The following is a 24,384-nucleotide window of genomic DNA, read 5'->3' on the forward strand; positions in this document are numbered from 1 at the left end:
CCGACGACCTACCGCTACCTCAGGACGCTCTGGTCTGAGTCGATGCGGGCCGCCGCATGGCGGCGGGCGGTCAACCGCGTCGTCGTCCGCGATGGCTGGTCGCGGCGTCGCCGTACGGCGGGCACGCCTCGCGCGGGTCCGTCTCACCACGGCCCCCGCGCGGAGCTCCTCGCCCCCGCTGTCGGCCGCGCCTTGCGGTCACGTGGCCGGTCGACTCCGGGCGGGAGGTCGGCTCGGGCGCGGCCCCGCTGCCTCGGCCGGATGTGCCCGTGGCTCAGGCGAACTGCTGCCAGCCCAGGCGGAACACCATGGCCACCACCACGATCAGCAGTACCGCGCGGACGAAGCCGGCGCCGCGGGCCAGGGCCATGCGGGAGCCGATGACCGCGCCGAGCACATTGCCGACGGCCATGGCCAGGCCGAGTGCCCACAGCACGTGGCCGGTCGCGCCGAGGAAGAGCAGCGAGCCGAGGTTGGAGCCGCAGTTGATCACCTTCGCCATGGCGGCGGCGCGCACGAATTCGGTGCCGAGCAGAGTGGCGAAGGTGATGATGAGGAAGGTGCCGGTGCCGGGGCCGAGCAGGCCGTCGTAGAGGCCGATGAGCCCGGCGGCCAGGGCGATCACCAGGATGGTCTTGCGGCGGGTCGGGGGATGGGTGGCCATGGTGACGCCGATCGACGGCCGTAGTGTGACGAAAACCGCCACACCCACCAGCACCACCATGACGATGGGGATGAACAGCTCCCGGTCGATGAGCGCGACCGCCGCGGAGCCGCAGGCCGCCGCGAGTCCGGCGAGCAGGGCGGCGGGCAGCAGGCTGCGCCATCGCATGGGCACCTTGCGGGCGAAGGTGAGCACCGCCGCGCTGGTGCCGGAGAAGGCCGCGAGTTTATTGGTGCCCAGCGCGGTTTGCGGGGCGATGCCCGGTGCCACCACGAACAGCGTCGGCAGGATGATCAGTCCGCCGCCGCCGACCACCGCATCCACCCATCCGGCCGCGGTCGCCGCCGTCAGCAGTACCGCCCAGTCCGCAACGTTCACTCGCCGACCCAACCAGAACGCGCACACTTCGGGCAAATCACCGAAAAGCTCGAACCGGTCGGTTCTCCAACCGATGGGCGGCGTGCTGGAACGGCCGGTCCCCGGCACGACCTAGGGTGGACCCATGCGTCGGTTCAGTCTGTGGTTGCGGGGCAGGCCCCAGGTAGCCGATTCGATGCTGGCGCTCGCGCTGCTGCTCATCGACATCCTCGGGGTCGGCGAGAGCGACCACAAGGCCGTCTACCTCGCCTTCAGCGTCCTGCTGCCGCTACCGGTCATCTTCCGGCGCACCCACCCGGTCGGATCCGCGATCGCGCTGCTGGGGCTGTCGTACTTCGCCTCGCTGGCACACTGGGCCGTCGCCGACAACGCGGGCGCGGTACATCCGGCACTGCTCGGCCTCGGCATCATGCTGTACACGCTGGTCGCCTACGTCGGCCGCCGCCACGGACTGCTGTACCTGGGCGGACTCGTCGTCGACAGCGCCATCGCCCACTACCTCGTCGGCACCCCCAAGGGCACCGACGCCGCCTTCACCGCCGTCTTCTACGCCCTGTGCTGGACCCTCGCGGAATTCATCGGCGCGCGTCACGCCTACGACGCCGAGGTGGAAGCGCGGCTGGCCGTCGCCGACTACGACCGCGAACGGCGCGCCCACGACGCCGTCGCCGCCGAACGCACCCGCATCGCCCGCGAACTCCACGATGTGGTGGCGCACGCGGTCAGCGTTATCATCGTGCAGGCCGACGGCGCGCGCTACGCCCTGCGCCACGACCCCGACACCGCCGAACAGGCGCTCACCACCATCGCCGGCACCGGACGCGAAGCCCTGCGCGAACTGCGCCGCACCGTGGAGCTGCTGCGCACCGAGCATGCGCCCGAACAACTTCCGCAGCACGGCACCGCCGGCATCGCCAAGGTGGTCGCCATGATGCGCAGTGCGGGGCTGGCGGTGGAACTCGAACTCAGCGGTGAACTCGACCATGTCAGTCCCGAGATCAGCCTCGGCGTGCATCGCATCGTGCAGGAGTCGCTCACCAACACCCTGCGCCACGCCGGACCCGACCCGCGCGCCAAGGTGCGGGTGGTGCGCCGCGACAGCGACGTCCTGATCGAGATCGTCGACTCCGGCGGCGCGCCCGGCGACACCGCGCGAGCAGCCGATACCCCGGCGGGCGGGGTCGCCACCGTCGCCACCGTCGCCCCCGCGAACGGCCTGGCCACCGTCGGCAGCGGCCTGGGTCTGGTCGGCATGCGTGAGCGCATGGCCGTGCTCGGCGGCACCCTGAGCGCGGGCCGCCGCCCCGAGGGCGGGTGGCGGGTGCGCGCCACGATTCCGCTGGAACGCGCACCGGACGAGTAAATCGGTGGCGCGGGCCGATAGATTGATCTACGTGCCGATCACCGTTCTCGTAGTCGACGACCAGGAACTCATGCGCGCGGGATTGAAGATGGTGCTCGGCGCGCACCCCGACATCGAGGTGGTGGGGGAGGCCGACAACGGGGCCACCGCCATCTCCCACGCCGCCGAACTGCGGCCCGACGTGGTGCTCATGGATGTGCGCATGCCGGTCACCGACGGCGTCACCGCCACCGGGCAGATCATCGACTCCGGGTGTGGCAGCCGGGTTCTGGTCATGACCACCTTCGACCTCGACGAGCACGCTCTCGGCGCGCTGCGCGCCGGAGCCAGCGGCTTCCTGCTCAAGGACACCCCGCCCGAGGACCTCATCTCGGCCATCCGCAGCGTCGCCGCCGGTGACGCCGTGGTCTCCCCGAAGGTCACCAAACGCCTGCTCGACCGATTGATCGCCGACGATCCGGCCGCCGGTCGCGACCCGGGCGTGCTGGACGTCCTCACCGCCCGGGAACGCGAGGTGCTCGAACACATCGCCGCCGGCCGCTCCAACGCCGAGATCGCCACGACGCTCTACCTCTCCGAGGCCACCGTCAAGACGCACGTCGGCCGGGTGCTCACCAAACTCGGGTTGCGCGACCGGGTGCAGGCGGTGGTGCTGGCCTACGAAACCGGACTGGTCCGCCCCGGCAGCGCGTGAAGTCCGGACGCCCGAACCGGGCCGGTGCGTACGGCCCACCGCATGGAAAAGGCCCGGCGGGTGGGCCGGTGTGGGAATGCTTACTCACTGCCTGTTGGTGAACTGATCGTTCCGCGTTGCCCGGTGATGGTCGTATCGACGCACGGTTCGTTGTCGGTGGCCTATGTCACACTCGCTGGTGATGAGCAGGCATACCACCTTCCGCTACCGGCTCGAGCCCACTGCCGAGCAGCACGCCACGCTGGCCCGGCACGCGGGCGGGGCGCGGTTCGCGTTCAACCAATGCCTGCACCTGGTGAAAACCGCTCTGACGCAGCGTGATACCGATCCCGAGCATTCGGTGCCGTGGACGCGGTTCAGCCTGATCAACGCGTTCAACGCCTGGAAGAAATCCGAGGCGGCCGGGCGGGTGTTCACGGTCGACGCCGCCGGGACGGCACAGGTGCGGGTGACCGGCTTGGTGTGGCGGGATCAGGTGTGCCAGCAGGTGTTCGAGGAAGCCGCCGTCGACTGCGGCCACGCCCTGACTGGCTGGTCGAACTCCCGGAATGGTCGCCGTAATGGCAAGCGGATCGGGTTTCCCCGGTGGAAATGCAAGCGGAGCACTCTTCCGGCGTTCCGGCTGCGTAACAAGCCCTCCAAGAACGGCCGTCCGTCGATCCGGATCGGTGACGGCGATATCCCCCGGTCGGTCACCCTGCCCGGACTCGGTGTGCTGCGGGTGCGGGAGGACACGCGCCGGTTGCGGCGGATGCTGGCCAAGGGCCGCGCGAGAATCCTCTACGCCACCGTCACCCAGCGCGGCGGCCGGTGGTCGATCAGCGTGGCCACCGAAGCCGCCGACCTGCACCCCACCCACCACCACCGGCCCCGCGACCCCGGCGACGAACACGGCTGGGTCGGAGTGGATCGAGGACTGTCGGCGTTTGTGGTCGCCGCCACCACCGACGGTAGCGAGGTCGCCCGCGTCACCGCGCCGAAGCCGCTTGCTGCCGGGTTGGCCCGGCAGCGACGACTGTCGAAAGCACTGTCCCGCACGCAGAAAGGATCACGCAACCGAGACCGGGCCGACGCGCGGCTGGCTCGGCACCATCGCAAGGCCACAGCGATTCGTCGTCACTTTCTGCATGAGGTCACCGGCATGCTGGTCAAGACCCACGACCGGCTCGTCGTCGAGGACCTGCACGTGGCCGGAATGCTTCGCAACCACACCCTCGCCCGGGCGATCAGTGATGCCGGGTGGGCCGAGTTCGCGCGCATCCTGCGCTACAAACAGCAGTGGCGGCACGGCATCGTGGTCACCGCTGATCGGTGGTTCCCGTCAAGCAAACGCTGTTCGCGTTGCGGCACCGTCAACCCGGAGCTGTGTTTGGCCGATCGAGTATTCGCCTGCGCGTGTGGGCTACGAATCGATCGGGATGTGAACGCGGCGATCAACCTCGCACACTGGCCCACCATCCACCAGAGCGTGTCACGATCCCCGGACCTCCCAGCAGGGGGCCGGGTCACCAACGCCCGCCGACGGGAAGGCGCTGACCGACACCGTTCGGGTGTCGGTGTAACCGGCCCGGTAGACGCGGGAACCAGCACTCGCCCGCTCGCGGTGTGAGTGCCGGACGCCCGAGAAGGGCGCTGTCGAGTAACCCCACACCCGGGCTACCCAACAGGCTGTCAGCGCGGGTCGATCATGCGGCGGGCCGTGCCCTGGCCGTCGTCGTACCACTCGGTCACGACCGTGCCGTCGACGACCTCGCCGTCGGGATCGACGACCACACCGCGATAGCCGTACGGGCCGACGGCGGCGGCGACCCGGCCCAGGCGGCGGGCGGCGAACGCGGCCACCGCCGGGCGGAGCAGGAAGCGGGTCGGCGGGGCCAGGGCCAGCAGGCCGAGCAGCGAGGTGAGCAGACCCGGAACGAACATGAGGATCGCGCCCAGGGTGACCAGCGCGCCGTCGGCGACCGCCGAACTCGGCGCGACCTCGCCGCGCGCGGCCCTGCGGAACTGCTCGAAGACACGCCGACCCTGCGAACGCACCAGGATCAGACCGGCCGCCGAACCGCCGATCAGCAGCAGGATCGTGGGGAAAACGCCGATGAGGTGGCCGAACGCCACCAGCGTGGCGACCTCGGCGACCAGATAGGCGAGGAACAACAGTGCGGGCATGGGGGCGATCCTTTCGGACGATCTACCCGGACAACGTCCGAATGCGCGAAATTTCTCCCGAATGGAACTGTGGCGCGGGGCACCCGGCCGGGCGGGACCGTGCTCGGCACGGCCGGAGGCTGGTCGGGGGTGCGGGTGAGGCGTGCGGCAGACTGGGGAGTCGTGAGTACCCAGTTGCTTGTCGGTGGCCGTATCTACAGTTCGAGTAATCCCGACGCGACCGCCATGGCGGTGAGTGACGGGATCGTGGTGTGGGTGGGTCAGGACAAGCCGGGGCGAGCGCTGCATCCGGACGCGGAAATCGTCGATCTCGACGGCGCGTTCGTGGCACCGGCGTTCGTGGATCCGCACGTGCACATCACCGCGCTGGGGTTGCAGCTCACCGGACTCGATCTGTCGCGGGCCACGTCGCTGGCCGAATGCCTGGAACTGGTGCGGGAATTCGCGCGCACCCGGCCGCAGGGCGCGATCCTCGGCGACGGCTGGGACGAGACGCGCTGGCCGGAGCGGCGCGCGCCGACGTCGGCCGAGATCGACGCCGCCGCCCCCGGCCGCCTGGTGTATCTGACCCGGGTGGACGCGCATTCGGCCGTGGTGTCCAGCGCCCTGCTCGACGCGGTGCCCGGCGTGACCGATGCCGCCGGCTTCACGCGCGGAGAACCGTTGCGGGAGAACGCCCATCACCGGGTGCGTGCCGCCGTGCTGGACGGACTCGACCGCGCCCAGCGCGACCGCGCCCGGCGGGCCGCCCTCGACCACGCCGCCGCGCACGGCATCGTCGCCGTCCACGAATGCGCCGGACCCGAGATCAGCGGGCATGCGGACGTGGCCGAACTGCTGGAGTTCTCCCACGGTGTCGAGGTGCGCGTGTACTGGGGCGAGGCCGTGCGCACCGCCGACGAGGCCCGCACCCTGGTGAAGGAACTCGGCGTGCACGCCCTCGGCGGTGATCTGTTCGTCGACGGGTCCCTCGGCTCGCACACCGCCCGGCTGCGCACCCCCTACGCCGACCGCGACACCCGCGGCACCGCCTTCCTCGACGCCGACGCCGTGGCCGCCCACCTGCGCGCCTGCACCGAAGCGGGTATCCAGGCCGGATTCCATGTCATCGGCGATGCCGCCATGGATATCGTGGTGGACGGATTCACCCGCGCCGCCGCCGAACTCGGCGGCCCGGCCGTCGCCACCCGCGGTCACCGCATCGAACACGCCGAGATGGTCGACGCCGAGCAGATCGCGCAACTCGCCGCCTGGGGCGTGATCGCCAGTGTGCAACCCGGATTCGACGCCGCCTGGGGCGGGGTCGACGGCATGTACGCCGCCCGCCTCGGCGCGGACCGCGCCGCCACCCTCAACTCCTTCGCCGCCATGGCCGCCGCGGGCATCTCCCTCGCGATCGGTTCGGACGCACCCGTGACACCGCTGAATCCGTGGGCGGCCGTCCGCGCCGCCGCTCACCATCGCACCCCCGGCCACGGCATCTCCCCGCGCGCCGCCTTCACCGCCGCCACCCGCGGCGCGTGGCGTGCGGGCGGCATCCGCGACGGCGTCAGCGGCACCCTGGTCCCCGGCGCCCCCGCCTCCTACGCCGTCTGGGCGGCCGACGACCTGGTGGTCGCCGCGTCGGCCGACTCCGTCCAGCGCTGGTCCACCGACCCCCGCTCCCGCGTCCCCGGCCTCCCACCCCTCGACCCCGCCACCCCCCTCCCGCGCTGCCTGCGCACCGTGCACCGCGGGGTCACCATCCATGGCGATTGAATCCATGGCGAATGGACCCCTGCGGCACAGCACCCCGAGGCCCAGCTTCCCGCGGCATGGCACCGTCACTCGCGGCTGCGTCGAAAGCTGCTCGTCCACCCCGCCGCGCCGCCGCTCGTCCGTCGCGGGTCCGACGGCCGCGGCGTGCGTCATCCCCACCCGCAGGTCCGGCGAAACACGCTCCGCTCCTGCCGGATTCGGCGCCACCACGCGTCGACACCCATCGGGCGTGCCCGGTGCGGCGGTGAGCATCGGTAGTGGCGGCCGGTTCGCTGCGGTCCGGTCGTCGGTGCCACCGTGTCCCGTCGAGCCGCAGGATCACGCGGGCGCGGTAGCCGAGGCGAGTCGACCGGGCGCGACATTCGACTGCGGGCACCGCCTGCACTCTGGGCATCGGGATCTCGGGACCGTGGATTTCGACGGCGGTCGTCGTGTGCGCCTTCTTCACCTCGGCACGCGGGGGCGACCTCGGTGGGCATCGGTACCACCCGAGGCGGTCGGCAGTGTGGTCGTGGTCTGCCGGGCCATCGGTAGCGGGACCCGATCGGCTGCGTGGAGGGTACGGCCGTGAGTGACGGTGGGGCGGTGACGGACGCGGTGGATCTCGGTGGGGTGCGTGGCCGCGTCGGGGGTGTCGTGCGGCGGTATCCGGTGGTGGCGCGATCGCTGGTGGCCGTGGTGGCCGGGCTGTTGCTGTTCGCGAGTTTTCCGCCGCGGACGCTGTGGTTCCTGGCCCCGGTGGGCATTGCCGTGCTGACGCTGGTGGTGCGCGACAGCGGGCGCGCGCGTGCGGGATTCGGGTACGGGATGCTCGCGGGGCTGGGATTCTTCCTGCCGCTGCTGCCGTGGACCGGGATCTATGTGGGACCGGTGCCGTGGTTGGCGCTGTCGGCGGTGTGCGCGGTGTACGTGGGACTGTTCGGCGTGGTCGCGCGGTGGGTCGGGCGGCTGCCGGGGTGGCCGTTGTGGGTGGCGGCCGGATGGTCGCTCACCGAGTGGCTGCGGTCGAGTTTCCCGTTCGGCGGATTTCCCTGGGGGAGGCTGGCTTTCGGTCAGGGTGACGGCTGGTACCTGCCGTACGCCATGCTCGGCGGCGCACCGCTGGTCAGTTTCCTGGTGGCGCTCACGGGTACCGGACTGGCCGCGCTGGCGGTCACGGTGCGGCGGTGGCGGGCGGGTGCGGAGGCCCCGGCCAACACCCCCCGTCGTTCCAGATGGGGAGCTTGGGGTCCCACATCCTGGAACTTGATTATTTCCGCGACCATGCTTGTGGCTATCATTCCACTCACCGGAGTGATCCTCCGGACCGCGCTGCCCGGCCCGGAGGACGGCAACCGGCCGATCACGGTCGCCGCGATCCAGGGCAGCGTGCCCCGCCTCGGCCTGGACTTCAACGCCCAGCGCCGCGCGGTGCTGGACAATCACGTCCGGCGCACCGAGGAATTGGCCCGCGAGGTGGCCGCCGGTCGCGTCCCCCGCCCGGATGTGGTGATCTGGCCGGAGAATTCGTCGGATATCGATCCGCTGCGCAACGGCGACGCCGCCGCGCTCATCACCCGGGCCTCCGAGTCGATCGGGGCCCCGATCCTGGTCGGCGCGGTGCTGGTCAACTCCGATCGCACCACCACGAATTCGGTCATGGTGTGGGACGGCGCGAACGGTCCGGTCGACCGCCACGACAAGAAGATCATCCAGCCCTTCGGCGAATACCTGCCCTACCGCGAGTTCTTCCGGCACTTCTCCGAATACGCCGACCGCGCCGGATATTTCGTGCCCGGTGCGGGAGACGGTGTGGTGGACGTGCCGACCGCAGCTGCCGGAAGCGTGCCGATCGGCGTCGCCACCTGCTACGAGGTCGCCTTCGACCGCGCCTTCGAACAGTCGCTGCGAGCGGGCGCGGAAATCCTCACGGTGCCCACCAACAACGCCACCTTCGGCAAGAGCGAGATGACCTACCAGCAGCTCGCCATGTCGCGGGTGCGCGCGGTGGAGCACGGTCGCGCACTGGTGGTCTCGGCCACCACCGGGGTGAGCGCGATGATCGGCGCGGACGGCCGAATCCAGCAGCAGACTGCCCAGTTCGTACCCGCGGCGCTGGTGGCCGAGCTGTCGCTGCGCACCGAGACGACACTCGCCACGCGGATCGGCCCCGCGCCGGAGTATGTCTTGTGTATTCTGGCCGCGGCCGCACTCGTGGCGGCAGCGATCCGCCGGCGAACGACCACCCCCGCACCGCCGGCCGACCAGGACGCAGCCGGGTAACCGTCCGGCTCCACACGCGAGGTGGCCCGTGCCCGGCGCGGGGTGTGATCGGTCCGAGCCGGAACAGCCCCGCCGTGCGTGGCGGCGGCGCGTATGAGGGACGCCCGCCGAACCCGCCTGCCGCAGCTTCACCTGATGTTAGCTATGTCACAATAGGACCGCTGGTATCGCGCACTCTGATTCCTATCAATACTGGTAGATCAAGGTTTTCGCGAAGTTTGCGGCGAGGTAGCTAATCAATAATCCACTCCGCCAACGAGGTTCGTTGCCGGACAACTCGAGATCGCCACCAGTCCGGTCGGCGGGATGCACCGAATCATAGGGCGTGGATCACGTCCTACGACTACACGCGTGCGCGTGGCAGTCGCAGCGTCGGGTGCGGTGCTCGGGGAGTTGCGTCAACAGCGGCAGAACGGAGTGATTGATGAGTTCATTGGCCACGGATCGCGTCGACCAATGCTCTTCTGGTGAATTCTCAGCACAACCTTTCGCGCTGTCGCCCGCGCAATCGGCCCTCTGGTATGCCCAGCGCATCCGGCCCGATATTCCGCTCACCATCGCGCAATACGTGGAGATCCACGGCGATCTCGATGTCGGCCGCCTGCTCTACGCCATCGAGCGCTTCGGCTCCGAAACCCAGGTGGGCCATGTGCGACTCGCGGAGATCGACGGCATCCCGCACCAGGTGGTCGACCCCAGCTGGCGGCCCGGCTGGGCGCGCATCGACCTGCGCGCCGAACCGGACCCCCGGGCGGCCGCGCTGACGTGGATGAACGAGCACGCCAGCTCGGCCATCGACATCGAACACGATCCGCTCACCATCAATGTGGTGCTGCGGGTCGGGGATTCGGAGTACTTCTGGTACTCGCGCGCCCACCACATCGTCATCGACGGCTACGGCGCGATGAACGCCGTCACCCGCACCGCGGAGATCTACAGCGCGCTGGAGAACCACACCGAACCGGTGGTCTCCCGCGCGACCCCGCTGGCCGGCATCTACGCCGACGAATCCCGCTATCGCGAGACCACCCGCTTCCTCAAGGACGGGGAGTACTGGCGCGAACAGCTCGACGGTGTGGGCGATCCCATCACCCTGTCCGCCGCGGGCGCGGTCGCCACCGTGGCCGACGCCGGCCGCCGGCTCGCGACCGCGGTCCTGGCTCCGGCGCTCGAGGACACCGTCGCCGCCACCGCCGCGGCTCTGGGCACCAACTCCTCCACCCTGTTCGTGGCGGCGCTGGCCGGCTACGTACGCGGTGTCACCGGCACCCAGGACGTGGTGCTCAGCCTGCCCGTCTCCGCCCGCACCACCGTGGCGCTGCGGCGTTCGGCCGGTGTGGTGTCCAATGTGGTGCCGCTGCGCATCCGCTTCACCGACGAGAGCACCGTCGCCGATACCGTGCGCGCGGTCGAACTCCAGATCACCGGCGCGCTGCGGCATCAGCGCTACCGCAGCGACGACATCCGGCGCGACTGCGGCTACTCGCGTGACGCGCGCGGCTTCTTCGGGCCGATGGTCAACATCATGCTGTTCCACAGCGAATTGCGCTTCGGCAGTCTGGTCGGCTCGCTCAACATCATCTCCACCGGCCCGGTCGAGGACCTGTCCATCAACCTCTACAACGGGGAGGGCGGGCGCACCCACATCGACTTCGAGGCCAATCCGCGGCTCTACGGCCCCGCCGAACTCACCACCCACCACGGCCGTTTCCTCGACTACCTGGACCGATTCCTCTCCGCCGCACCCGAGACCGGCGTCGCCACCCTGCCGGTGCTCACCGACGACGAACGCGATCGCGTACTGCGCGAATGGAATTCGACCCGGGTGGCCCGCCAGGAGGGCACCCTCGCGGGACTCTTCGCCGACCGGGCCGCCGCCTGCCCGCACCGCGTCGCCCTGGAATTCGAGGGCGAGACGCTCACCTACGCGGCCTTCGACGAGCGCGCCAACCGCCTCGCCCGCGAACTCGTCGCCCGCGGCGCGGGTCCGGATACCGTGGTGGCCCTGGCCATTCGGCGCAGCATCGACCTGCTGGTGGGCATGTACGCCGTCGTCAAGGCGGGCGCGGCCTATCTGCCCCTCGATCCGGACCACCCGGCCGAGCGCATCGGACAGGTGCTGGAACAGGCGCATCCGCTGTGCGTGCTCACGGTCACCCGCGACGCGCTGGACCTGCCCGTGGCCGAGCAGCTCGATATCGACACCGCCGACCTGTCCGGGCACAGCCCGCGCCCGATCACCGATGCCGACCGGCGCGCCCCGCTGCGCGCCGAGCACCTGGCCTACGTCATCTTCACCTCCGGCTCCACCGGTAAGCCCAAGGGCGTCGGCGTGAGCCACGCCGCCATCGTGAACCGACTGCGCTGGATGCAGCACACCTATCCGCTCGACAGCGGCGATGTGGTGCTGCAGAAGACCCCCGCCACCTTCGACGTCTCGGTGTGGGAGTTCTTCTGGCCCTTGCAGATCGGCTCGCGGCTGGTCATCGCCACCCCGGACGGCCACCGCGACCCCGCCTACCTGGCCCGGGTCATCGCCGAGAAGGGCGTCACCACGGCGCATTTCGTGCCGTCCATGCTGTCGGTCTTCCTCACCGACACCGATGTGCGCGGCTGCACCGGGCTGCGGCGGGTGTTCTGCAGCGGTGAGGGACTGCCCGCCGCCACCGTCGCCGAATTCCACGCCGCCCTGGGTTCCGGGCCGGATGCCCCGCAGCTGCACAACCTGTACGGTCCCACCGAGGCCGCCGTGGACGTCACTGCCTGGCACTGCGCGCCCGGCGCGACCGACGTGCCCATCGGCTCGCCCATCTGGAACACCAGCACCTATGTGCTCGACGCACGGTTGCAACCGGTCGCTCCCGGGGTGGTGGGTGAGCTGTATCTGGCGGGTGTGCAGCTGGCCCGCGGCTATCTGGGCCGGGCGGGCCTGACCGCCGACCGGTTCGTGGCCAACCCCTTCACCCCCGGCGCGCGCATGTACCGCACCGGCGACCTGGTGCGCTGGCGGGTCGGCCGCGTGGGTGTGCTGGAGTACCTGGGCCGCAGCGATTTCCAGGTCAAGATTCGCGGCCTGCGGATCGAACTCGGCGATATCGAGGCCGCCCTGCTGGCGGATGCCAGGGTCGCCCGCGCGGTCTGCGTGGCCCGGCGCGGTCGCGGCGGTGACGATCTGGTCGGCTACGTGGTGGCCGCGCCCGGCGTCGCCGAACTCGACACCGCCGAGCTGACCGCCGCCCTCAAGCGCACCCTGCCCAGCTACATGGTGCCGTCGGTGCTGGTTCCGCTGGACGAACTACCGCTCAACGCCAACGGCAAGGTGGACCGCAAGGCCCTGCCCGATCCGGGGGCGGGGCCGCGGCGACCGGTGCCCACCCCGGCCGCGCCCCGCACCGACGTGGAGCAGCGGCTCACCGGCGTCTTCGCCGAGGTGCTCGGCGTCGACGAGATCGGTGTGGGGGAGAGCTTCTTCGACCTCGGCGGCAATTCGCTGTCGGCCGCCCGCGCCGTCGGCCGGATCAATGCCGCGCTCGGCGGCACGCTCACCATCCGCGACCTCTTCGAACACCCCACGGTCGCGGCACTGGCCGCGCACTTCGACGACCACGGCCCCGACGATTCCTCGCCGCGACTGGTGGCCGGGCCGCGACCGCGGCACATCCCGCTGTCGCAGGCCCAGCAGCGACTGTGGATCCTCAACCGCTTCGACGAGCACGCGGCCGCCTACAACATGCCCCTGGCCGTGGAACTGACCGGGGCGCTGGACATCTCGGCACTGCGCGCCGGTCTGCTCGACGTGCTGGAACGGCACGAGGCGCTGCGCACCACCTTCCCGGACTCGCCGGAGGGACCCTGCCAGCTGGTGCACCCGGCCTCGGAGATACCGCTCACCCTGGACCCCATCGACGCCACCGACGCCGATGTGATCGCCCTGGCCACCGAATACGCCGGGTACGGCTTCGACCTGCGCAGCCAGGCCCCGATCCGGGTGGCGCTCTACGCCACCGGCCCGGACGCGCACGTCTTCCTGGTGGTGCTGCACCACATCAGCGGCGACGGCTGGTCCATCGCACCGCTGGCCCGCGACATCATGACCGCCGTCGCCGCCCGCACCGCCGGGCACGCCCCGGACTGGACGCCACTGCCGGTGCAGTACGCGGATTTCGCGCTGTGGCAGCGGGAACTGCTCGGCGACGAATCCGATCCGGCCTCGGCACTGGCCCGGCAGCTGGCCTACTGGCGGTCGGCCCTGGCCGAGCTGCCCGATCAGCTGGACCTGCCCCTGGACCGGCCTCGCCCGCGGCAGCGGTCCACCGCGGGCGGCCGCGTCGAGTTCACCATCGCCGCCGAAACCCGGCGTGCCATGGCCGAATTGGCGGCCGAACGCGGCGTCAGCGTGTTCATGGTGCTGCACGCGGCGCTGGCCGCGGTGCTGGCGCGGCTGTGCAATACCGGTGATATCGCCATCGGCACCCCCATCGCGGGCCGCACCGATCCGGCGCTCGAGGATGTCGTCGGCATGTTCGTCAACACCCTGGTGCTGCGCACCCGAGTGGATCCGGCGGCCGGATTCGATCGCATGCTCACCGAGGTCCGCGATATCGACCTCGATGCCTTCGCCAATGCCGACGTGCCGTTCGAACGGCTGGTGGAGGTGGTGAATCCGGAGCGCTCCGCCGCCCGGCATCCGCTGTTCCAGGTCATGCTGTCCTACGACAACACCCCGGACCTGCGCATCGACCTGGCCGGGCTGTCGTCGCGGGTGCTGCCCATGGCCGTGGACGTGGCGAAGTTCGACCTGCAGCTCACCGTGCACGAGCCCGGCCCGGGCGGCGACGGCGCGCCGGACGGTCCGCTCACCGCCGAATTCGGTTATGCCACCGACGTGTTCGACCACGCCACGGTGGAGGCCATCGCCCGGCGCTTCACCGCGGTGCTCACCGCGGGTGTCGCCGATCCGAGCGTCGCCGTCGGTGATCTGCCGCTGCTGGACGTCCGGGAAACCGCGAAACTGGTGCCCATCATGGGATCTCCGGCCGAACCGGCGGTGACCCTGGCCCGGCTGCTCACCGACACCGCCGAACGCGTGCCCGACGCGGTGGCGGTGCGCTACCTGGGCGTCGACACCACCTACCGCGAACTCGACGAGCGCTCGAACCGGTTGGCGCGCGTGCTCATCGAACACGGCGCGGGCCCGGAGGTGGTGGTGGCCATCGCGCTGCCGCGCACCCTGGACTGCGTGCTCGCGGTCTGGTCGGTCGCCAAGACCGGCGCCGCCTACGTGCCCATCGACCCGGACTATCCGGCCGACCGCATCGCGCACATGCTGTCCGACTCCGGGGCCATGCTCGGGCTCACCGATCCCGAATATCGCGACGTTATGCCGGACTGGCCGGGCAGCCGCGGCCGCCACCGCAAGTCCTACGTGGACTGGCTGCTCATCGGCTCCGCGGAACTGGCCGCCGAATGCGCCCGATTCCCCGATACTCCGCTCACCGACGCCGACCGGCACCACCCGCTGCGCATCGCGCATCCGGCCTACCTCATCTACACCTCCGGATCGACGGGCAAGCCGAAGGCCGTGGTGGTGACGCATGCCGGTCTGGCCTCGCTGGCACATGAGCAGATGCATCTGTTCCGGGTCACCGACAGCGCCCGCACCCTGCACTTCTCCTCACCCAGCTTCGACGCCTCGGTGCTGGAACTGCTGCTCGGCTTCGCGGCCGGCGCCACCATCGTGGTCGCGCCCGCGGGGATGTACGGCGGCGCGGAACTGGCGCGCCTGCTGCGTGCGGAGCGGGTGACGCACGCCTTCATCACGCCCGCCGCACTCGGCACCGTGCCGCCGGAGGATCTGGACGACCTCGAGGCCGTCATCGTCGGCGGTGAGGCATGCCCGGAGGAACTGGTCCGGACCTGGACCGATCCGCGGGCACGCGGGGGCGCGGGCCGCCGCATGCACAATATGTACGGCCCGTCCGAGGCGACCGTCGCCGCCACCGCCACCGGACCCATGGAGGCGGGGCGTCCGGTGCCCATCGGCCTGCCCGTGCGCGGCATGCGGCTGTTCGTGCTCGACGGGCGACTGCATCCGGTACCGCCCGGCGTGGCGGGGGAGCTGTACCTGTCCGGGCCCGGCCTGGCGCGCGGCTACCTGGGCCGCCACGGCCTGACCGCGCAGCGCTTCCCGGCCAATCCGCACGGCCGCCGCGGCGAACGCATGTACCGCACCGGCGATCTCGTGGTCACCGACGGCACCGGGCAGCTGCGCTTCCTGGGCCGTGCCGACGATCAGATCAAGATCCGCGGCTTCCGCATCGAACTGCGCGAGATCGACCATGTGCTGCGCGCGCACCCGGGCGTCACCTTCGCGCTCACCGTGGTGCACTCCGACGAGCGCGGCACGCCGCGGCTGGTCGGCTACCTCACCGCGGAGGGCGATGTCGACACCGCCGCGGTGCTGGAGACCGCGCGCGGACGCCTGCCCGGGTACATGGTGCCCGCGGCACTCGTGATGCTCGACGCCATGCCGGTCTCGCCGTCCGGCAAACTCGACCGCAAAGCCCTGCCCGCACCGGATTTCGCCGCCGCGACACCCTCGCGCGCACCGGAGACCGACACGGAGAAGCGGGTGGCGCAGACCTTCGGCGCCGTCCTCGGCATGCCGGTGGCGGGCGCCGACGACAACTTCTTCGATATGGGCGGCAATTCGCTGCTCGCCACCCGCCTCACCGCCGCCCTGCACGCCGAGTTCGGGGTGGAGCTGCCGGTGCGCGCCATCTTCGAGGTGCCCACGGTGGCGGGGGTGGCCGCGCGGTTGGCGGAAGCGCCCCGGACGCAACGGGCGGCGCTGGCTGTGCATGCCCCGCGTCCGGAACGCATCCCGCTGTCGCTGCCCCAGCAGCGACTGTGGTTCCTCAATAGATATTCCCCCGAATCCAGCGCCTACAACATCGCTTTCGCGCTGCGAATCAGCGGCGACCTGGATGTAGCGGCGCTGCGGGCGGCCCTGGCCGACCTGATGCGGCGGCACGAGGTGCTGCGCACCGTCTTCCCGGAGGACAGCGACGGCGCGCACCAGGTGGTCCTGGACGCCGCTGGCTGCCTGCCCGACCTGGCGACCGTCGAGCTCGACGCGGCCGAGGTCGATGCCGAACTGGACCGGTTCGCCCAGCGCGGCTTCGACCTCGCCGGGGAGATTCCGCTGCGGGTCAGCCTGCTGCGCACCGGATCCCACCAGCACGTGCTCGGCATCGTGCTGCACCACATCGCCGCCGACGGCTGGTCGCTGGGACCGCTCACCCGGGATCTGGCCAATGCCTACACCGCGCGGCGCGGCGGCGCGGCCCCGGTCTGGTCGCCGCTGCCGGTGCAGTACGCGGACTTCAGTCTGTGGCAGCGCGACTGCCTGGGCGCGGAATCCGACCCGGACAGCGCCGCCGCCACCCAGCTCGCCTATTGGCGGCACGCACTGGCCGATCTGCCGGAGGAACTGCCGCTGCCCTACGACCGGCCGCGCCCGAGCGAGCCGACCCAGCACGCGGCGGCCGTGCGCTTCGAGGTGGCCGGCGACATGCAGCAGCGGCTCGCCGATATCGCCCGCGCGCACGGGGTGTCCACCTTCATGATGCTGCGCTCGGCGCTGGCGGTGCTGCTGCGCATCGTCACCGGCGGGCGCGACATCGTCATCGGTACCCCGGTGGCCGGACGCACCGACACCCGACTCGACGACCTCGTCGGCATGTTCGTCAACACCCTGGTGCTGCGCTCGGATGTGCACCCGGACCGGCACTTCGGCGAACTGCTGCAGGCCGACCGCGATACCGAACTCGCGGCCATGGCCCATGCCGAGGTGCCCTTCGAACGGGTGGTGGAGGCGCTCGGCGCGACCGCCGGCGGCCTGCGGCCGCTGCTGCAGGTGGCGCTCACGGTGCAGGACACGCCGCGCCCGGTGCTGCAACTGCCCGGGCTGGCGCTCGAGGCCTCCGAACTCGATATCGCCCGCGCCAAATTCGATCTGGAGCTGCGGGTGCTGCCCGGTCCCGACGCCGAGCAGCGGGCCTACGAATTCGTCTATGCCACCGAGCTTTTCGATCGGCACACGGTCGAGACCCTGGCCGAGCGGCTGGTGCGCGTCCTGGACGCGATCAGCATCGACCCGCGGGTGCGCATCCGCGATATCGACGCCCGCACCGATGCCGAATGCGAACTGCTCGCCCCGGCGTGGGGACCCGCGCCGGAACCGCAGTGCAGCCTGGCGGCCTACTTCGCCGCCACCGCGCACCTCAACCCGGACCGGGTGTTCCTCAGCGCCGACGGCACCGAACTCACCTACGCCGAGGCCGACGCCTACTCGAACCGGCTGGGCCGCGCCTTCATCCGCCGCGGTATCGGACCCGGCGACCGGGTGGCGCTGGGCCTGACCCGCTCCCTGGAATCGGTGCTCACCGTGCTCGCGGTGGCCAAGGCCGGGGCGGCGTTCGTGCCCGTGGACCCCAACTATCCCGCCGACCGGATCCGGCACATGCTCACCGACTCCGGATGTCGGGTCGGGGTGAGCATGTCCGATCACGCCGCCCGACTGGAGGCCGCCGCCGACGGCCACGCCATCGACTGGCTGCTGCTCGACGATCCCGGCCTGATCGAGGAATTCGAGGCCGTGGACGGCGGTCCCATCACCGATATGGACCGGATCACCACGCTGTGGACCGGAGATCTGGCCTATGTCATCTACACCTCCGGATCCACCGGGCGCCCCAAGGGCGTGGCCGTCACCCACGGCGGACTGTCCAACTTCGCCGACGAGATCCGCGAACGCATGCGCGTCGACCGTGATTCGCGAACCATGCACTTCTCCTCACCCAGCTTCGACGCGGCCGTTTTCGACCTGCTGCTGGCCGTCGGCTCCGGTGCGACCATGGTGATCTGCCCGCCCGATGTGTACGGCGGCGACGAACTGGCCGCGCTCATGGACCGCGAACGCGTCAGCCACACCTTCATGACCCCGGCCGCGCTGGCCACCATCGACCGCGAGCGGTGGGAGCTGCCGCACCTGCGGGCCGTCATGGTCGGCGGTGAGGCGTGCGGGCCGGAACTGGTGGCGCGTTGGGCACCCGGGCGGATGATGTTCAACGGCTACGGTCCCACCGAGACCACCGTCGTCATCAGCATCGCCGGACCCATGGTGCCGGGCGATCCGGTCACCATCGGCACCCTGGTGCGCGGGGCGCGGGCGCTGGTCCTCGACGAACGGCTGCGGCCGGTGCCCGTCGGGGTGCCGGGCGAGCTGTACCTCGGCGGTATGGGCGTGGCGCGCGGCTACTTCGACCGCTTCGGGCTCACCGCGGCCCGATTCGTGGCCGACCCGTACGGCCCCGACGGCGGGCGGATGTACCGCACCGGCGATGTGGTGCGCTGGACCGGCACCGGAGAACTCACCTACCTGGGCCGCAGCGATCACCAGGTGAAGGTGCGCGGCTTCCGCATCGAACTCGGCGAGATCGACGCCGTGCTCACCGGGCATCCGGGAATCCGGTTCGCGCACACCGAGGTTCGCGAGATCGCGGGCACCCCGCGGATCGTGTCCTTCGTACTGCCCGCCGACGGCGGCGCATTCGACCCGGAGGTCCTGCGCGCACACGCCGCCGACCAGCTGCCCGCCCATATGGTGCCCAGCAGCCTCACCCCGCTCGACCGCATTCCGCTCACCCCGGTCGGCAAACTCGACCGCGACGCCCTGCCCGCACCGCAGGCGGTGGTGGCGGTGGTCTCCCGGGCCCCCGAGACCGACACCGAGCGGCTCGTGGCCGCCGTGATGGCGGAGCTGGTGGGCGGTGAGGGCATCGGCGCGGACGACTCGTTCTTCGAGATCGGCGGCAACTCGCTGCTGGCGACCCAGCTGGTGGCGCGACTGGCGGCCGCCACCGGGACCCGGCTCGAGGTGCGCACCGTGTTCGCGGCCCCGACCGTGGCCGGACTCGCCGCTCAGCTCGACGCCGGAGCCGGTACCGCCGAACTGCGGCCCGAACCGCGCAAACAGACACGGCCGGAACGGATTCCGCTGTCGGCGGCGCAGCGACGGCTGTGGTTCCTGGAACGCTTCAATGCCTCCGGGGACGCGGAAACCCTGGGTGCGTACAACATTCCGGTCGCCCTGCGCCTGCACGGCAACCTGGACGTAGCCGCCCTGCGCGCCGCCGTGCACGCGGTGCAGCGGCGGCACGAGACGCTGCGCACCGTCTTCCCGGAGCTGGACGGCGAACCCAGTCAGGTGGTGCTCGACGCCGACGCCTGCGCCATCGCGCTGCCCGTGCGCGGCGCGGACCCGGAGCAGGTGCACGCCGAGATCCAGCGCATCGCCGCCGCCGGATTCGACCTCGGCACCCAGGCCCCGCTGCGCGCGGAGCTGCTGCGCCTGGCCGCCGACGACCACATGCTCGTCCTGGTGGTGCATCACATCGCCATGGACGGCTGGTCGCTGGGACCCCTGGCGGCCGACGTGGCCGCCGCCTACCGGGCGCACGTCGCCGGACAGACCCCGGAGTGGCCGGAGCTGCCGGTGCAGTACGCCGACTACACGCTGTGGCAGCGGGACGTCCTCGGCCGCGAGGACGATCCGGAATCGGTGATCAGCCGTCAGCTCGACTACTGGCGCACGGCCCTGCACGGCATTCCGGAGCTGCTCCAGGTGCCCGCCGACCGGCCGCGCCCGCCGGTGCCGAGCTACCGCGGCGGCACCGTGAACTGCCATATCGACGCCTTCACCCACCGCGAGCTGCAGGCGGTGGCGGCCGAGCACGGCGTGACCATGTTCATGGTGCTGCACGCCGCGCTGGTCACCCTGCTGCACCGGCTCACCAGCGGGGACGACATCACCGTCGGCACGCCGATCGCCGGACGCGGCCACCCCGCGCTCGACCGCATGGTCGGCATGTTCGTCGGAACCCTGGTGTTGCGCAGCCGGATTCGCGGCGGGGCCACCTTCGCCGAGCTGCTGCACCAGGTGCGTGACACCGACCTGGAAGCCTTCGCCCACGCCGACGTCCCGTTCGAGCGGCTGGTCGAGGTGCTCAATCCGGTGCGCTCCCAGGCCCACCACCCCATGTTCCAGGTCATGCTGTCGGTGCAGAACCAGCCGCTGCGCGTGCTCGAACTGCCCGGCCTGCGCATCGAGGCCGACGACGCCGACCCCGGCATCGCCAAATTCGATCTGCAGTTCACCCTCACCGAGGCGTGGAGCCCGGAGCGCGAACCCGACGGCATCACGGTGAACGTGAACTACGCCGCCGACCTGTTCGACGAGGCCACCGCGCGGCGGCTGGGTGAGCGCTTCGTGCGGCTGGTCAGCGCGGCCGCCACCCATCCCGGCACCGCGGTGGGCGATCTGGAACTGCTCGACTCCGACGAATGGTCGGCGCTCGCGCCGGTGCGGGGCAGCACCCCCGGACGGCCCATCACCTTCCCGCAGGTGTTCGAGGCCGCCGCCAATGTCGACCGGCAGGCCGTGGCCGTGCGCGCCGCGGGCACCCAGATCTCCTACGACGCGCTCGACCGCTGGACCAACCGGCTGGCCCGGGTGCTCATCGGACAGGGCGTGGGACCGGAAACCCTGGTCGCCATGGGCATTCCGCGCTCGGCCGAATCGGTGGCGGTCATGCTGGCCGTCGCCAAGGCGGGCGCGGCGTTCGTCCCCGTCGACCCGAACTATCCGGAACACCGCATCAGCCATATGCTCGCCGACTCCGGCGCGGTCATCGGCATCACCCTGGCCGCGCACCGGCAGCGCATGCCCGACGGGGCCAACTGGACCGTGCTGGACGCGCCGTCGTTCCGGCGGCGGGTGCTGGCCACCTCCGACGCGCCCATCACGGACCTGGACCGGATCCTGCCGCTGCGCATGGACAATCCGGCGTACGTGATCTACACGTCCGGCTCCACCGGCACCCCCAAGGGCGTGGTGGTCACCCACGGCGGCATCTCCAACTTCGCCGCCGAGACCGCCGCCCGGTTCGAGGTGCGGCCCGGCTGCCGCATCCTGCACTTCGCCACCCCGAGTTTCGACGCCGCCATGCTCGACATCCTCTTCGCCCTCGGCGGGGCGGCCACCCTGGTCATCACGCCACCCGGCGTGGTGGGCGGGGCGGAACTGGGGGAGGTGTTCCGGGAAGAGCGCATCACCCACGCCTTCATCACCACCTCCGCGCTCGGCACCGTCGATCCGACCGGGATCACCGAGATGCGGCACATCCTGGTGGGCGGTGAGGCGCTGCCGCCGGATCTGGTCACCCGGTGGGCCAACGGCACCAGCAAGCTCTACAACGTGTACGGGCCGACCGAGACCACCATCGTCACCGTCATGTCGGAGCCGATGGGCGAGGGTGTGCCCATCACCATCGGCGAACCCATCCGGGGCGTGCACGCCACCGTGCTCGACGGGCGGCTGCATCCGACGCCCGCGGGCGTCACCGGCGAATTGCAGCTGGCCGGACCGGCATTGGCGCGCGGCTACCTGCACCGGCCGGGGCTGACCGCGCAGCGGTTCGTGGCCAATCCGTTCGGCAAACCCGGTGAGCGCATGTACCGCACCGGTGACCTGGTGCGCTGGTGCGCCCGCGACGGGCGGGTGCGTGATCTCGAATACATGGGCCGCACCGACCATCAGGTCAAGATCCGCGGTTTCCGCATCGAACTCGGCGAGATCGACGCCGCGCTGGCCAAACATCCGGCGGTGGAGTTCGCGCACACCATCGGCCATCGCACCCCGGCGGGCGTGACGGCGCTGGTCGCGTACGTGAAGCCGCGCGCCGGCAGCGCGCCGACCGTCCTGGAGTTGACCACCTTCCTGGCCGACCTGGTACCGAATTACATGGTCCCGCAGTCGATCATGCTGCTGGACCGGGTGCCGCTGTCGCCGGTGGGCAAACTGGACCGCAAGGCGCTGCCGGAACCGGTGTTCACCGCCCGCGAGGGCTACCGGGCCCCGACCAACCCCACCGAAGCGGCGCTGTGCGCGGCCTTCGCCGATGTACTCGGTCTCGACCGGGTGGGCGTGGACGACGGCTTCTTCGAACTGGGCGGCAACTCGCTGCTCGCCACCAAGGTGGTGGCGCATCTGCGCGCCGACGGCATCGCGCTGCCGGTGCAGGCCATGTTCGGCGAATCCAGTCCGGCCGCCATCGCGCACAAGCTGCAGGAGGCGCACGGCGATCTGGACTCGGTGCTGTCGGCCGCGCTGGAACCGGTGCTGCCCATCCGGACCGGAGCCACCATGACCGGAGCCCCGCTGTGGTGCGTGCACCCGGCCATCGGGTTGTCCTGGTGCTTCGCGGGCCTGCTCGCGCACCTGCCCGCCGACCGCCCGCTCTACGGCCTGCAGGCGCCGCACGTGAACGGCGCGGACAGCCACAGCTCCGTGGTGGAGGCCGCGAAACACTATGTGGCGCAGCTGAAGACGGTGCAGGCGGAGGGGCCGTACCATCTGCTCGGCTGGTCGCTGGGCGGCCTCATCGCCCACGAGATGGCCGTGCAGTTGCAGGATGCGGGCGACGAGGTGGCGCTGCTCGGGCTGATGGACAGCTTCCAGCTGTCCGACGAACTGCTCGAACGCGGCATCCCGTCCATCGCCGACATCATCGGTGAGTTCGGTAGCGACCTGCTCGGGGGCGATACCGATATCGATCCGCGGATGAACCTGCAGGAGGCGGCCGAACTGCTGCGCAACCGGCCCGGCCCGTTCGCCGCGCTCACCGTCGAGCATCTGGAACGGCTCTACGTCGGCTGCACCAATGGCGTCACCCTCGCGCACGGCTTCCGGCCGCGTGTCTTCGACGGCGACATGCTGTTCTTCACCGCCGCCGACGACGAGATCAACCGCGCCCACCCGGACCGCTGTGCCGACGCCTGGCAGCCGTACGTCACCGGCACGGTGCACGACCACCTGGTGCGGTGCCGCCACTCCGGGATGACCACACCGGAATCACTCAGCGTGATCGGCCCGGTACTGCGAGAACAACTGGGCGACAACGCAACCGAAGGGGAGGAGACCCGATGAGTCTCGCGGTGGAGATCTCCGGACTGGTCAAGTACTACGGCAAGGTGCGGGTGCTGGACGGGATCGATCTGGAGATCCCGTCCGGGACCGTCATGGGGCTGCTCGGACCCAACGGCGCGGGCAAGACCACCACGGTCCGCATCGTCACCACCCTGCTGCGCCCGAGCGCGGGCACGGTGAAGGTGGCGGGCGTGGACGCGCTCAAGGAGCCCGCCCGGGTCCGCACCCGGCTCGGGCTGTCCGGGCAGTACGCGGCCGTGGACGCCAACCTGTCCGGCTTCGAGAATCTGCGGATGGTGGCGCGGCTGTACGGCATGAGCCACCGGCAGGCCGCCGGGCGCGCCAGCGAACTGCTGAGTGCGCTCGGCCTGGAATTCGCGGCCGGACGGCGGGCGGGCACCTACTCCGGCGGTATGGCGCGCCGCCTCGACCTGGCGGGCGCGCTGGTCTCCCGCCCGCCGGTGGTGGTGCTCGACGAACCCACCACCGGACTCGATCCGCGCGCCCGCCTCGATATGTGGCGGGTGATCGGCGACCTCGTGGACGACGGCACCACCGTGCTGCTCACCACCCAGTACCTGGAGGAAGCCGACCTGCTCGCCGACCGGATCACCGTCATCGACCGCGGGCGGGTCATCGCCCGCGGCTCCGCCGACGAACTCAAGACCTCCATCGGCGGGGACAAGCTGACCGTCACCCTGGCCACGGGGCAGGATCCGGCCCCGGCGCGCAAGGTGCTGGCCGAGGTCGGCATCGGCGAACCGACCTACGACGAGGGGGCCGACCAGGTCGTGGTGGTGGTCGGCGACGGCACCCGCACCATGGTCGAAGCGCTGCGGCGGCTCGACGACGCGGGCGTGCACGTGGTCGACGCATCCGTGCACCGGCCCAGCCTCGACGATGTATTCCTGTCGCTCACGGGCAAATCCGCGAAACAGCCCGCGCCGCGCCCGACGGGCGTCCAGGAGGAAGTGCTGTCGTAACCGGCAGCGGGGGTATCGGGGGATGGGGTGGGGATTCGAAGTCGTCGTGGCCGAGGAGGACTGGAT

At 71.0% G+C, this 24,384-nt stretch carries 9 protein-coding genes; 7 read left to right on the forward strand and 2 right to left on the reverse strand.

Features of this window, described 5'->3' with window-relative positions:
• Nucleotides 1-274: 274 nt before the first annotated feature.
• On the reverse strand, nucleotides 275-1,042 hold the full coding sequence (locus ON31_RS04675; RefSeq protein WP_039809638.1) for a TSUP family transporter: 768 nt from the start codon (nucleotides 1,040-1,042) through the stop codon (nucleotides 275-277).
• A gap of 124 nt (nucleotides 1,043-1,166) precedes the next feature.
• On the opposite strand from ON31_RS04675, the gene ON31_RS04680 reads away from it, so the two are divergent.
• The 3 genes from ON31_RS04680 to ON31_RS34450 all read left to right on the forward strand — a co-directional run bounded on the left by ON31_RS04680 (nucleotide 1,167) and on the right by ON31_RS34450 (nucleotide 4,708).
• Nucleotides 1,167-2,405, forward strand: a complete 1,239-nt coding sequence (locus tag ON31_RS04680; protein WP_039809600.1) for a sensor histidine kinase — start codon at nucleotides 1,167-1,169, stop codon at nucleotides 2,403-2,405.
• Nucleotides 2,406-2,436: 31 nt separating this feature from the next.
• Nucleotides 2,437-3,099 (forward strand): response regulator, encoded by a 663-nt coding sequence (locus ON31_RS04685; protein WP_039809641.1) that lies wholly within the window; start codon nucleotides 2,437-2,439, stop codon nucleotides 3,097-3,099.
• Between the two features lie 181 nt (nucleotides 3,100-3,280).
• Nucleotides 3,281-4,708 carry an RNA-guided endonuclease TnpB family protein gene (locus tag ON31_RS34450; protein WP_169334998.1) on the forward strand — a complete coding sequence of 476 codons (1,428 nt, stop codon included), beginning with the start codon at nucleotides 3,281-3,283 and terminating at the stop codon, nucleotides 4,706-4,708.
• A gap of 62 nt (nucleotides 4,709-4,770) precedes the next feature.
• Here the strand turns inward: ON31_RS34450 and ON31_RS04695 are convergent, their stop codons facing one another.
• Complete coding sequence (locus tag ON31_RS04695; protein WP_039809601.1) at nucleotides 4,771-5,265, reverse strand: FxsA family protein; 495 nt, start codon at nucleotides 5,263-5,265, stop codon at nucleotides 4,771-4,773.
• Between the two features lie 162 nt (nucleotides 5,266-5,427).
• Here ON31_RS04695 and ON31_RS04700 point away from each other — a divergent pair, with 162 nt between their 5' ends.
• The 4 genes from ON31_RS04700 to ON31_RS04715 all read left to right on the forward strand — a co-directional run bounded on the left by ON31_RS04700 (nucleotide 5,428) and on the right by ON31_RS04715 (nucleotide 24,318).
• Nucleotides 5,428-7,023, forward strand: a complete 1,596-nt coding sequence (locus tag ON31_RS04700) for an amidohydrolase (RefSeq protein ID WP_039809647.1) — start codon at nucleotides 5,428-5,430, stop codon at nucleotides 7,021-7,023.
• Nucleotides 7,024-7,635: 612 nt separating this feature from the next.
• The gene (gene lnt / locus ON31_RS04705; RefSeq protein WP_255221986.1) at nucleotides 7,636-9,285 is read left to right on the forward strand and encodes an apolipoprotein N-acyltransferase; all 1,650 of its coding nucleotides are present in this window, start codon (nucleotides 7,636-7,638) and stop codon (nucleotides 9,283-9,285) included.
• A 424-nt stretch (nucleotides 9,286-9,709) separates the two neighbouring features.
• The gene (locus ON31_RS04710) at nucleotides 9,710-23,335 is read left to right on the forward strand and encodes a non-ribosomal peptide synthetase (RefSeq protein ID WP_039809603.1); all 13,626 of its coding nucleotides are present in this window, start codon (nucleotides 9,710-9,712) and stop codon (nucleotides 23,333-23,335) included.
• Nucleotides 23,332-24,318, forward strand: coding sequence for a daunorubicin resistance protein DrrA family ABC transporter ATP-binding protein (locus ON31_RS04715; protein ID WP_039809605.1), 987 nt, complete (start codon nucleotides 23,332-23,334; stop codon nucleotides 24,316-24,318). The genes ON31_RS04710 and ON31_RS04715 overlap by 4 nt, the downstream gene beginning before the upstream one ends.
• Nucleotides 24,319-24,384 lie beyond the last annotated feature (66 nt).

This window comes from Nocardia otitidiscaviarum NBRC 14405, from assembly GCF_000308635.1.
Lineage (GTDB): Bacteria > Actinomycetota > Actinomycetes > Mycobacteriales > Mycobacteriaceae > Nocardia > Nocardia otitidiscaviarum.